This window comes from Pontibacillus chungwhensis (genome assembly GCF_030166655.1).
Taxonomy (GTDB): Bacteria; Bacillota; Bacilli; order Bacillales; family BH030062; genus Pontibacillus.
The window spans coordinates 2,566,703-2,579,126 of the sequence record NZ_CP126446.1 but is presented as its reverse complement, the minus strand read 5'-3'; the positions used below and the strand labels follow the sequence as shown (position 1 = coordinate 2,579,126).

14 protein-coding genes are annotated in these 12,424 nt (G+C 40.7%); 9 read left to right on the top strand and 5 right to left on the bottom strand.

Annotation, left to right across the window (positions count from 1 at the left end):
- The first annotated feature begins 25 nt into the window (after positions 1-25).
- Positions 26-535 carry a GNAT family N-acetyltransferase gene (locus tag QNI29_RS13400; RefSeq protein WP_231417588.1) on the top strand — a complete coding sequence of 170 codons (510 nt, stop codon included), beginning with the start codon at positions 26-28 and terminating at the stop codon, positions 533-535.
- Positions 536-601: 66 nt separating this feature from the next.
- Here QNI29_RS13400 and QNI29_RS13395 read toward each other — a convergent pair whose 3' ends face one another.
- On the bottom strand, positions 602-1,279 hold the full coding sequence (locus QNI29_RS13395; protein WP_231417009.1) for an FHA domain-containing protein: 678 nt from the start codon (positions 1,277-1,279) through the stop codon (positions 602-604).
- A gap of 142 nt (positions 1,280-1,421) precedes the next feature.
- On the opposite strand from QNI29_RS13395, the gene QNI29_RS13390 reads away from it, so the two are divergent.
- On the top strand, positions 1,422-2,399 hold the full coding sequence (locus tag QNI29_RS13390; RefSeq protein WP_231417008.1) for a glycerophosphodiester phosphodiesterase family protein: 978 nt from the start codon (positions 1,422-1,424) through the stop codon (positions 2,397-2,399).
- Between the two features lie 151 nt (positions 2,400-2,550).
- On the opposite strand, the gene QNI29_RS13385 is transcribed toward QNI29_RS13390, so the two are convergent.
- A complete protein-coding gene (locus QNI29_RS13385; RefSeq protein WP_231417007.1) occupies positions 2,551-3,069 on the bottom strand; it encodes a dihydrofolate reductase family protein in 519 nt (172 codons plus the stop codon).
- 103 nt (positions 3,070-3,172) lie between these two features.
- Here QNI29_RS13385 and QNI29_RS13380 point away from each other — a divergent pair, with 103 nt between their 5' ends.
- From QNI29_RS13380 to QNI29_RS13370, 4 genes are all read left to right on the top strand, one after another.
- Entirely contained in the window at positions 3,173-4,105 is a 933-nt protein-coding gene (locus tag QNI29_RS13380) for a helix-turn-helix transcriptional regulator (RefSeq protein WP_231417006.1), read from the top strand.
- Positions 4,106-4,177: 72 nt separating this feature from the next.
- On the top strand, positions 4,178-4,294 hold the full coding sequence (locus tag QNI29_RS21145) for an RAxF-45 family protein (protein ID WP_354665907.1): 117 nt from the start codon (positions 4,178-4,180) through the stop codon (positions 4,292-4,294).
- A gap of 161 nt (positions 4,295-4,455) precedes the next feature.
- Positions 4,456-6,306, top strand: a complete 1,851-nt coding sequence (gene abc-f, locus QNI29_RS13375) for a ribosomal protection-like ABC-F family protein (protein WP_231417005.1) — start codon at positions 4,456-4,458, stop codon at positions 6,304-6,306.
- 42 nt (positions 6,307-6,348) lie between these two features.
- Positions 6,349-6,798 carry an ASCH domain-containing protein gene (locus QNI29_RS13370; protein ID WP_231417004.1) on the top strand — a complete coding sequence of 150 codons (450 nt, stop codon included), beginning with the start codon at positions 6,349-6,351 and terminating at the stop codon, positions 6,796-6,798.
- 78 nt (positions 6,799-6,876) lie between these two features.
- Here the strand turns inward: QNI29_RS13370 and QNI29_RS13365 are convergent, their stop codons facing one another.
- From QNI29_RS13365 to QNI29_RS13355, 3 genes are all read right to left on the bottom strand, one after another.
- Positions 6,877-8,328 carry an MFS transporter gene (locus QNI29_RS13365; protein WP_231417003.1) on the bottom strand — a complete coding sequence of 484 codons (1,452 nt, stop codon included), beginning with the start codon at positions 8,326-8,328 and terminating at the stop codon, positions 6,877-6,879.
- The gene (locus tag QNI29_RS13360; protein WP_231417002.1) at positions 8,321-8,920 is read right to left on the bottom strand and encodes a TetR/AcrR family transcriptional regulator; all 600 of its coding nucleotides are present in this window, start codon (positions 8,918-8,920) and stop codon (positions 8,321-8,323) included. Before QNI29_RS13360 ends, QNI29_RS13365 begins: the two co-directional genes overlap by 8 nt.
- A 164-nt stretch (positions 8,921-9,084) precedes the next feature.
- Positions 9,085-9,348 (bottom strand): hypothetical protein, encoded by a 264-nt coding sequence (locus QNI29_RS13355; protein WP_231417001.1) that lies wholly within the window; start codon positions 9,346-9,348, stop codon positions 9,085-9,087.
- Positions 9,349-9,433: 85 nt separating this feature from the next.
- On the opposite strand from QNI29_RS13355, the gene QNI29_RS13350 reads away from it, so the two are divergent.
- From QNI29_RS13350 to QNI29_RS13340, 3 genes are all read left to right on the top strand, one after another.
- Positions 9,434-9,823: a DoxX family protein gene (locus tag QNI29_RS13350; protein ID WP_231417000.1), complete on the top strand. Its 390-nt coding sequence runs from the start codon at positions 9,434-9,436 to the stop codon at positions 9,821-9,823.
- A 132-nt stretch (positions 9,824-9,955) separates the two neighbouring features.
- The gene (locus QNI29_RS13345; RefSeq protein ID WP_231416999.1) at positions 9,956-11,107 is read left to right on the top strand and encodes a M20 peptidase aminoacylase family protein; all 1,152 of its coding nucleotides are present in this window, start codon (positions 9,956-9,958) and stop codon (positions 11,105-11,107) included.
- A gap of 138 nt (positions 11,108-11,245) precedes the next feature.
- Positions 11,246-12,382: an FtsW/RodA/SpoVE family cell cycle protein gene (locus QNI29_RS13340; RefSeq protein ID WP_231416998.1), complete on the top strand. Its 1,137-nt coding sequence runs from the start codon at positions 11,246-11,248 to the stop codon at positions 12,380-12,382.
- Positions 12,383-12,424: the final 42 nt, after the last annotated feature.

Sequence of the window (12,424 nt, the reverse complement as noted above, 5' to 3'; positions counted from 1 at the left end):
TAGCAAAGAAGGAGGTCTACCAGTGATGCACGTGAATATACGAGAGGGGAAAATAGAAGATGCTCCTGTGATGTGGGAGATCCAACAAGATGTGGCAAGTGAAGGTCCTTACCTTATTACGATTACCGAAGAACTAAAGAAAACAAGTGAACATCACCATAATTGGGTGAGTGAATTAATTGAACATGAGCGGAAACATTTGTTGGTTGCAGAGATCGACGAGAAAATCATTGGGTGGATTGTCTTTCAATCTCCTTCTAGAGCGAGACTTGCTCACACAGGGACGTTTGGGATGATGGTTCAAGAAGCTTCCCGTGGAATGGGGATTGGGAGACAACTCCTTGAGCATTTAATGGAGTGGGCTAAAGACCATCCGGTAATAGAAAAGGTGAGTCTTGGAGTCTTCTCTTCAAACGAAAATGCCATACGTTTATATCAACGTCTTGGGTTCGTTGAAGAGGGGAGGAAAGTAAGAGAGATCAAGCTTGAAGAAGGGCAATATGTTGATGACATTTTGATGTACAGATTTGTTTAAGAGATCGTGTTTATGGTTGAGTAGGAATAGGAGAAGGTGTAAAAGACACCTCCTTGATTCCTTGCCTTAAGGCAGGAAAGTTAACACAAATCCTTTCCCTCTTATGTTGGTAATCGTCATTAGATCTTTCGTTTTTTTGCGAATTCTATAAATCAAGGCATTAATCTCTTCATTGCTTACATCCGGGGCTGGTTGGTCCTCATAAATCCTTTCAGGCCACACTTTTTCCTTGATGTCTGAGAGATCTACAAACTGATCTTCTTTCATTAGAAGGAGTTCTAAGCAGATAAATTCTTTCTCAGAGAAGGCGAGAATTTGATTATCGATATGTAGCTCCTGGTTAATCGATTCAAGTACATAAGGTTGATCTGTGTGCATTATAGGTATGTTTGGTCCTAAATCAGCGGTTTGATCCATGCTTGAAGATAGGAAGATCATTTGGATATGATGATTGGCAATCGAAATCTGATCTGTATCTTGTAATTCATATTCCTTGTTAGGTGTAAGGGGTTCATTATTAAGTAGTGTCCCATGCTTGCTACCTAAATCCTTTACATAGAATCGTCCATCTTTAAGGAAGATAGCTAGATGTCTCCGAGATACATAGATATTTGGTATGGATAGATCAGGCTTCCAATCGTGTACTTCTCTCCCTACAATCGTATTCGTTTGGTTTAATGTGAAAAGGGTCCCTTTTTCAAAAGGTAGCCCATTTTCAATCATGATTGAGGCTAATGTGTTCATAACAAACTCCTGTAAAAGCATTTATAATCCGAGGTTTATCATTGAATTATCATTGACTATCCATTGTTTGAAGCGTGTGGATTCATTATTCTAATTGTGAGTTTATCATACTCCGGCACATAATTAGAATATGGAGGAAGAAATGAAATTGAAAAAAGTGATGAAGAGAATAGGCCTTTTATTTTTATTATTGATTTTATTTATGTTTGTGAACAACAGCAATTGGTTTCATAAGGGTGACAATTCCACTCCGAAGCTTCTCGCTCATGTTGGGATGTCTCAAACCTATCCAATGGACGGGATTACAGGAGAAACATGTACAGCTAAGCGAATTTTTGAACCAGAACATCCTTACATAGGGAATACGATTCCTTCCATGGAAGCTGCTTTCAAGCATGGCGCTGACATTGTTGAGTTAGATGTTCATCCTACCAGAGATGGTGAGTTTGCAGTGTTTCATGATTGGACGCTCGATTGCAGAACAGATGGGACAGGGGTTACAAGGGAACATACAATGAAAGAATTGAAAACATTAGATGTAGGCTACGGATATACGGCTGATGGAGGAGAAACCTATCCATTGCGGGGAGAAGGGGTGGGACTAATGCCTACCCTTCAAGAAGTTCTCACTCATTTCCCAAATAAGCCCTTTCTTATTAATATAAAGAGTAATGACCAGGAGGAAGGGGAAAAGCTAGCAGAGTATTTGTCAGATCTATCTGATGTGAACGTGGATCAGCTATCCGCCTATGGAGGGGATAAGCCGATTCAAGCTCTTCAAGAAGAACTACCCGGGATACGGGTCATGTCTATGGAGACGTTGAAAAGCTGTTTAATATCATATATGGGAGTGGGCTGGACTGGGTATATCCCTGCTGCCTGTAAAGATACTCAAATTCACATCCCTGAAAACGTAGCTCCGTGGCTATGGGGTTTCCCGAATAAGTTTCAGGATCGGATGGAAGCTGTGAATACAAGGGTGATCCTGGTTGCTGGAGAAGGTAAATGGTCAGAAGGATTCGATGATCAGGAAGACCTTAAACGAATTCCTGATGATTATGATGGTTATGTGTGGACCAACCGTGTTGATGTGATAGCTCCTTTAGTAAAGAACGACTAAAAGTTTGAAAGCGCAGAGGATGATTTATTCTCTGTGCTTTTGTTTGTATCAGATTTTGTTCTGCTGAAATTCCTTCACTTAGAGTTTGCTTTAAGCGAACAAAAAGGTTCCCAAATAAGAAGGCGTAGTGTAAAACCACTACGCTCTATAGTTATCTATGATAGATTAACTCAACGACATCATCGTGTTGTTTCACCTCTCTTAATGAGAATTTCTTTTCCTCAAGTGGTGCTTCAAAAAGCGGAATTCCTTCACCGAGAAGGATCGGCATAGTAAAGATTTTAAATTCGTCAATTAAATCTTTAGCTATGAATTCTTTTAAGAGGGAGGCCCCTCCTACAATCCAAATATCTTTACCTATTTGTTGTTTTAATTCTCTTATGAACGTTTCTGGAGATTCTTTGGTAAGCTGAACGTGTGCATTCCCCTCGTGTTGGGTTTTGGAGAAAACATAGTTAGTCTTGTCCTTATATGGAAATTCATCTACTAATTCTAAGACATGCTCATAAGTTTTCCGGCCCATCACAGTGGTATCGATGGTCTCGTAAAAGTCGTAATAGCCGAAATCACTGCCTCCTTCAAACTGATGCAGCCAATCGACATCACCGTTCTTGTCAGCAATATAGCCGTCTAAGCTCGTTGCGATATATAATATGACGTTTCGTGACATTGATTTTTCATCCTTTCTCATGTAAAGTCTGATTGCTTACAAGACATACTATAGCAAGAAATGGTGACAGATTTTGTCCTATTTGAAGAAAAGGAGTGGCAACATGTCTAAAACCTCTCGTTTATTCGAGATTATGATGTATATCAATAAGAAAAGAATCTTCACGGTCCAAGAGGTAGCAGATGAATTTGATCTCTCATCTCGAACTGTGAAGCGTTATATGGATGATTTGAGTGTCATGGGGCTTCCTCTTTATTCTGAACAGGGAAGAGGAGGAGGATACCGGATTCTTGATCATAATTGGGCGTCACCAGTTCTTTTTACGAAAGCGGAATCTGTCTCGCTATTCTTTGCTTTTCAGTCCTTGTCTCATTTTAGTTCCCTTCCATTCCGAGCAGAGGTTAAGAATTCTTTACATAAACTGTATAACCATCTGACTGCTGATGCGAAGGCAAAAGTTGATTCGATCGAGAACCACGTACGCTTTTATTCCCCCAACCGTAATGTAGAAACACCCTTTCTTGAAGACATTCTCGACTGTAGTATTAAGAAGGAGCGGATCCGGATTGACTATCAATCAAAAGGGCGAGATAAAACGTATGAGGTGTTTCCGCTTGGGATTTTTGCGCAAGATGGCCTTTGGTATGTACCTTCTTTCTCCTATGAGAAAGAAAAGATCATTCTGCTTCGTGCGGACCGGATCCTTTCTATCGAATCAGTTAGTGTAGATAGGGAGCGGAATATGGATTTAAAGGATTTCTTCGCTTACACGCCTCAATATAATCAAACAACATTGCGCGTCTTTCTATCAAGAGAAGGAGCTAGACAGTGTAGCGGGAATGCTGTTTTTCAAAATCATGTTAAAAAAGTAGATGAAGAAACTTGGATACTTGAGATGGAAGGGCCTATAGAAGAGCTATTGTTCCAAGCTCCTTTCTTCTTTCGGTTAGGGAAGGATGCGAAGGTCGTGAAGCCTCAAGCGTTAATCGATCACCTTACGTCCCATGCTAAAGAAATCCTTTCTCACTATGAGTGAAAACAGGGAATTGATTGCTAAAGATAAGTGTGCTAACATTATGATAATTAATGTGAGGAGGTGAATGAAGATATGGTACACGCTTTAATGAGCACGATTGATTGTCAATTATTATATATCCATCGTGCGCAAACTCATGGTTTTGTTGCTGACGGGACACGTATGTCCTTTTTTAGTAACAGAATATGAGCACTGCGTGTGGGTATAACTTCATTCAACCTATAGTCGGATTGAGAAACCACACGAGGAGTGTGGTTTCTTTTGTATAGATGAAGTATGTGCATCCCCCTTGAGAAACCACTCTCAAGGGGTTTTTTATTTTCTATTATAAATAATCGGAGGAAATCATTATGTTCGTAACAATGAAAGATATCAAGAAGATTGTAAGTGGAGATCTATTATTTGAAGGGATAGACTTTGAAATTCATGAAGGAGATAAAGTAGGCCTTGTTGGGCGTAATGGAACAGGGAAATCAACGCTCTTTAAACTGATTTCCGGAATCGATCAGCCAGATGGTGGAGAGCGCTTTGTTAAGAAGCAGGCTACAATTGGTTATTTGGAACAAGTGCCAGGTTTTAAGGATGGCACGGTACAGGAGTATTTGAAAGATAGCTTTACGGAGTTACTCGCTTTAGAGAAAAGGATGGTTGAACTTGAGGAAATGATGAAGCATCCAGAACAATTGGAGAAAGTCATGGAACAATATGGTATCCTCCAAGAACAATACGCTCGCTTGGGAGGATATGAGCTTCAGTCCACAATTGAGAGAGTCACTCATGGGCTTGGACTAGATGGGTTCTTAGATGCTTCTTTTGAAAGCTTAAGCGGGGGCGAACAAACAAAGGTTGGGTTAGCCCGCCTCTTATTGCAACAACCTGACGTCCTTCTTTTGGATGAGCCGACAAACCATTTGGATCTTGAAGCAATCGAGTGGCTAGAAGGTTATATTCAGGAATACAAAGGGGCGATTTGGATCATCTCACACGATCGAACCTTTCTAGATCATACGGTTACGAGAATTATGGATTTGGAGCAAGGGGAACTGCTTCAATATGAAGGAAACTTCTCCTCATTTGTGAATCAGAAAGAAGAGTATCTGTTAGCAGAGTTTAAGGCTTACCAAGAACAGCAAAAGAAGATTAAGAAGATGAAAGAGGGGATTAAGCGTTTGCGTCAGTGGGCGAATGAAGCCAATCCCCCTAGTGAGAAGTTATTTCGTAAAGCCAAAAGCATGGAGAAGGCATTGGAGAAGATGGAGAAGAAAGAGAAACCTTTACTCGATGGGAAGCGCATGGGATTAAGTCTCGAGGCGAATGAACGAAGCGGGAATGATGTGCTAGTTGCTGACGCGGTACGGAAGCAGTACGTGGACCGACATGTGTTAGCAGGAGTTAGTCTTCACCTCCGTTATCAGGAACGTGTTGCGATTGTTGGGCGAAACGGAAGCGGCAAGACGACGCTTCTCCGATTACTGATGGAACAAGAGACTCCAGACCATGGAAGTGTCAAAGTCGGGAGTGGAATTCGCCTTGGTTATTTACCCCAGCATCCACTAAAGGAAGTGGATGGGAACTTGCGTATGATTGATTACTTCAGGGATCAAATATCTGTTGCAGAGGGGCAGGCTCGTCATATCTTAGCAGGCTTTATGTTCTTTGGGTATGCCGTGTTCAGGAAGATCGGACAGCTCAGCGGAGGAGAACAAATGCGTGTAAAGCTCGCCATTTTCATGCATCAGGGGGTGAACCTGCTGGTATTGGATGAGCCGACCAATCACCTGGATATTGAATCACAAGAAGTGTTAGAAGATGCGCTCCACCATTTTAATGGAACAGTGCTTGCTGTTTCGCATGACCGCTATTTCCTCAATCGTTGTTTTGATGAATGTGCATTTCTGGAGGAAGGGAAGTTGTACAGGTTCCATCGATCTTTCGATGAGGCGCGTGTGAAGCACGAGGAGAAGAGGTTCGGAAAGGAAATGGATAAGAAACAAAAGAAGCCAAGGAGGACTCAGGAAAAGAAGGCGAATGCAACTACTGATTTTGAAAGCATCATTGAATCATTAGAGAACGAACTGACCGCTTTAACAGAAAAGATGGCGGCTTCAGAGGACGTTGAGGTACTGATGGAGTTGCAGCAAGAAAAACAAACGCTAGAAAGCACGATAGAAGAGAAGTATGAGGAATGGTTGGGAAGTTGAATCGTTCCAACCATAAAAATAGAGAGAAAGAGGTAGATCATTATGAGTCAGGATTCCATGAAAGAAATATGGGATCGTTATAAGAAGGACAACCCAGAAGCACCAGAGAGCTATGAGGCCTGGGCATTTGGCGACTCAAAGGAGATGGCAGATGAACTAGCTGAATTGGTCGTAAAGGGTACCAAGACAGCAACAGCTTCAAATTATATGGCTTATGAAGAATCTGAACCGTTACCCTATGTTGGTCTTCACAATATCATTCTTGATGGAGATGGAAGAGCTGTAGCGATTGTTGAAACGACTTCTGTTAAGATTGTTCCTTTTAATGAAGTAACGGCAGAACACGCTTATTTAGAAGGGGAAGGTGACCGAAGTTTGGAGTTTTGGCGTAAGGAGCATGAGCGGTTTTTCAGGAAGGAATTAGAAGAAATCGATCAAGTATTTCATGATCAAATCCCTGTTGTATGTGAGAGATTTAGGTTGCTTAAATGATAGAGACAAGAAAAACGCTTGGTTTTCCAAGCGTTTTCTTTATGAGATGATTCATCTCTTAATATATACATTAAATCTTTAGCACTTAATGTGTTGTTTCCAATCATACTCTTTCCCAAAATAAGAGCTGGCTACGGTTTCCTGGCATGTCTTGATTGCCGCAGCAACTTTTTGGTCGTAGGCAGAATTATCCACATTATCTTTAATGTCTTCAAGTTCATTTAAAACAGTAATGATAGTTACATCTTCATTTACCTCAACCTCGTTTACCATCGTATTTTCACTAGAAGGATTACGAATCTCTCTAAACATTAAACTGATCCCTGCTGTTGCTACAAGAATTATTCCGCAGTAAAGAAATAAAAGAGCGGGTGATATGATCCCTAACAGCCAACCTACCGCAAGAAACGTAATAGGTTGAATCCCTGTTGAACCTAAAAGTTGGAGACTCATGACTCTTCCAAGTGCTTGGGGAGGAGCGTGGACTTGTATTAACGTAACGGATAGGACGTTAAGCATGCCCACACATATTCCACTTAAGAATAAGAAGAGGGAAGTGATGTATAAATATTCTGGAGTAAAGCCTACAAACGACCAGAAAACTCCTAGGAATATTGCGATTACCATCGTCGAAATCCCTTTTGATTTCAAATCCTTGAAAAACCCTATAATAAATACTCCTATTAATGTTCCTAATCCTAGAGAAGACATTAAGAAGCCAAGGTGTTCCGCGCCTCCATCTGGAATTTGTTTAGCAATATACGGTAAGCCTATTTGCTGAGGTCCTATTATGCTTAAATTTAATAGAGCAGAAATAACGACAAGCATGAGTAACAATTTGTTTTTGTTTATAATTTTAAAGCCATCTACGACATCTTTGGTCAGATTTATTAGACTTAACTTTGAATCATGAAGAGTGTTTTCATCGTTCTTCTGGGGAGAGAGATTAGTTAAGAGAAAACTACACAATAAACTTATACTAAAAAATAGTGTCATAGTCGCATACACAGTTGGGACCCCAAAAGCTGAAATGAGCGTACCGGCTAAAGCGGGGCCAAAAGTATTCGACAATTGCATGCTTAATTGGGAAAAAGAGTTCGCTGGTTGTAAGTAATCGTTGGGTACTAGTTTAGGAATTAATGCAAAAGAAGTAGGGAGAAACAGGGCTGATGATATACCGAAGAATATAGAAAATAATACTAGCATCCATGTATGTATAGGTAAAAAGAACAAAAGGATCGTAAAGATGGTTGTACTTCCCACTAATATGGAGATGTTTGTAATGAGTAATTTTTTAGGACTTATGCGATCGAACAAAACACCACCTAAAGGAACTAATATTAAGCGGGGGACAGCAGTAATCGTTAATAATCCACCTAAAATCATTGTGGAATCTGTTACGTCTAATGTAATCCAAGATAAGGATATAAAGTAAAATTGCATAGCAAGTAAGGTGAAAACTTGGAGGAACCAAAAGCTTCTGAAGTTAGAGATCTTTAATAACTGAACAAAAGCAGCATTCTTAATCATGAGCCCTCATCCCCTTTACTAATAGTTTCAATTGATTATATAGCCGATTTAATTCTCCAAGCGTTGGCTGGTAATTCCTCGCAACCCAAAACTGCACTTGTCCATCCACATAGGACCAGAAAATTTGTGCCATCGTATTAGAGTCAACTTGAGGGTCAAACTCATTATTCCGTTTGCCAAGGTCAATAATGTCCGTGAAATATTGTTCTGTTACCGAATAACTTTCTAGTAATTTTTCTCTGTATTCAGGTTTTTTACTCGATTCAAGCCAAAACTCAAACGTAAGTTTAGTGGATACATAGTCTAGCTTTTCCCATGAGAAAATGATGCTTTTCCACTGTTCTAAAAGTTGGCTGTATGCACTTTGCTCATGGTTCACTTGACTTAAGTAGTATGGTTTTTGGTTAAGGATATATTCGAGAATGAAAATAAAAAGGTCTTCTTTACTGTAAAAGTATGCATAGACCCCGCCCTTACTTAACCCTGTATAAGATGAAATGATATTCATTGATGTCCCGTGATACCCATGATCTTTAAAAGCCTCTAATGATTTTTCAGCGATTTTCTTTTTGTTTTCTTCTTTTTGTTCCATAGAGATTCTTGGCATAAGGTAAAACACTCCTTTTTAAAAACGACCGGTCGTTTTTTGTTTTATTATAACAGAAATTTATGGAAATGAAACTCTTAATTATTGTTGATATTATTCACTCCCTTATAGCCTAATAAAAACCGTCAGACTCTACTAGTCTGACGGTTTTATGTATTACGCTCTCTCGAATTGTCCGGATCATAATCTACATACAAGAAGATATCATTTACAATATGAATCGGGTTTTGATCCTTGTTTGCAATAATCCAACGAAACCTTTTCTTTTCATTCGTTAGTTTCGTTACTTCTTCCGCCGTTATATCGTTCGGCAATGGTTGTGTGACCGTGAACGTATAGTTGTGTTCTGTGTCACCTTCTTGAATGACGGGCCCTTTGACCTCTCTAATTCCTTTTAAAGGTGGTTTCTTCACTCGTTTGGGATTTGCCAATGAGATTCTATTTCTCATATCCACTACATACAATTTCACTAACTTGTCTGCAAAAAGGAGGTATGGAATGGATGAGAAAATAGGGTGGGGTCTTTTCCTTGGGAGGTTGGTGCTTGGCGTTATTATGGTCGCTCACGGTTGCCAGAAGCTCGGACATATGGAGGATGCTGTTCAACTATTTCATAGAATGGGGCAACCTGCTTGGTTAGCTTATGTGACGGCGATTATTGAGACGGGAGGAGGACTTTTACTAGTTGTGGGACTATTTGTTGTGCCAGCTGCTATGCTACTTGGACTGACTATGATCGGAGCGATCGTGCTCGTACATCTTCCTCAAGGGTTAATCGGAGGTTTCGAATTCCCGCTTGCACTATTAGGAATCTCGATGATTTTGGCTATGACGGGGAGTGATAAATTATCTTTGGCAGAGATATTCAAAAATAGAAAAGAGACGTAAATCAGAACGGGGGACTCGTTCTGATTTTTTATGGAGAGACATAGTTGTTAGACTTTTCTTATTTTACAGATATTTGATTGTCCTTTATACTACTTTCATGTTCTAATCTAATACACCGAGAGGAGATGCAGCATGGACCAGCAAATTGAGAAACAGATCAGACAAAACTTTGAACACTTACACGAAAACGGGGAGGTTAGCTGGGAGGAATATAAAACGACAAAATATATTGAAGAAATATTAGAGAGTTATGGATGTGAAACAGAGACCTTCCAAGAGTGTCCTGGTGTTGTAGGGAAGTATGGAAATTTTGATGGGACGGTTCCTGTTGTCGCATTAAGAGCAGATATCGATGCGTTATGGCAAGAGGTAAATGGGACGCCGTGTGCGAACCATTCTTGTGGGCATGACTCCCATATGGCGATGGTGCTTGGTGTTCTGTATGTTTTACATAGTTTAAAAGACATTAAAAATCAGGTAGCGGTCAAGTTTATCTTTCAACCTGCTGAAGAGAAGGCAGCTGGTGCGTTAAAAATGGTCGAGCTTGGTGTGATAGAAGAGGTTGATTATTTATTTGGTGTTCATTTACGACCTGGAGCGGAAGTGGCCGATGGATTCGCGACTCCGATGATCGGGCACGGTGCGACAAAGCTGATGGAGATCGAAATTGACGGAGAGGACGCACACGGGGCCAGACCACATTTAACACATAATGCGGTTAATGTAGGAACGCAGCTTGTTCAAGCTATTAATCAAATCCGCATGAATCCAAGCGTCCCCCATTCTGTAAAAGTGACCAAATTTCATGCCGGAGGGCCGAATACAAATATCATACCAGGTAAAGCATCCCTTTCCCTTGACTTAAGAGCCCAGACAAATGAGGTTATGGAAGAGTTAGAGGAACAAGTCGATCACATTTTTAAAACGATTGAGTTTCAGTATGGTACGAAGATAACCGTAGGTGCGATCAACCAGATTGCAGCCGCCAGAACAAATGACGAGGCTATTACAGTTATGAAAGGTGCCATTGAATCGGAGCTAGGTGAAGCGTACACGCTTGAACCAACCGTAACTCCAGGAGGAGACGATTTCCACTTCTATACGATTAAGAAGCCAGAATTGAAAGCCACGATGTTAGGCCTAGGCTGTGACTTGAAGCCTGGGCTTCATCATCCTCAAATGACGTTTAATCAAGACCGTATGCTGGATGGAACGAAGATTCTGACACAAGCCGTATTAGGGGTATATGACATTCGGGCGGAGCTCTCTAAGCTTACAAACTAATATAACAAGCAGTAAAGACCGTCTTTCTACTGGACGGTCTTTCTTTTGTCTGATTTTTCTTCCTTTTTTGCTTGTGGTAAAAATACCCATCATGTAGAGTGATAGTGAGGTAGAATTTACATATTGGTGGCGATCCATGTGAATGAAGAAAATCAGAATCATTTCGATATCTATTTGTTGCTAGCCATTTTTTCTTTAATGGCTGTAAGTTGCGTGACCCTCGTCAACACAGGATTAGGAACATCTTTCTTCTTGAAGCAACTTGTTTGGTTTGTTTTGAGCTTAATCATTGTAGCAGTCATCTGTTTCAGTGATTTCTACCAAATTCGAAAAATAACTCCATATTTGTATGGAGCGGGGCTTCTCGCGTTAGTAGGGGTCATCGTAGCACCAGAATCCATCGCACCTATGCGAAATGGAGCAAAATCCTGGTTTGTTATCCAAGACCGAATCTCGATTCAACCCTCTGAGTTTATGAAAGTATTTTTGATCTTGATGCTTGCCGTAACCATCGCAAGGCATGCGGAGAAACATGCGGTTGGCTTAGTACCGATGGATTTGTTTCTATTGTGTAAGCTAGCCCTTGTAGCAACTTTTCCTATAGGCCTAACCCTTTTGCAAAATGACTTCGGTACCTCACTGGTTATGCTTGTCATTTTAGCTAGTCTCGTATTTGTATCAGGGATCAGCTGGAAGATTATTATTCCAATTGTCACAACAGCTGTTCTGATCGTAGCAGCTCTTGTAGGCATCTTCCTATACAATGCAAAGCTATTGTTAATCTTTCTCGATGAGTATCAATTAAATCGAATCTACTCCTGGCTTGATCCGTCAGGAAACGCTGCAGACATTGGCTACCAGCTAAAGCAATCGCTCCTAACAGTAGGCTCTGGAATGCTATTTGGAAATGAAGAAGGAGTCCCAGTGCCAGAAGTAGAAACTGACTTTATCTTCTCGCTCGTTGCTGGAAGATACGGATATATCGGTGGAAGCTTACTGATCATGCTGTACTTCGTAGTCATCTTTCGCATCGTACGCATCTCCATCTACAACGCAGAACATCCTTTCGAATCCTTACTATGCGTTGGCGTAATCGGCTGGCTCTCCTTCCACGTATTCCAAAACGTAGGGATGGTCATCGGCCTCCTCCCCATCACAGGAATCCCATTACCCCTACTAAGCTACGGAGGAAGCTCTGTCCTAGCCATGATGATCGGACTAGGGTTGGTTTTAAATGTGTCCCTTAAGACGAAGGATTTTATGTTTTCAGATTAAAGAGATGTGATTCCCTTATAAACTATGTAAAACGGAGGTATG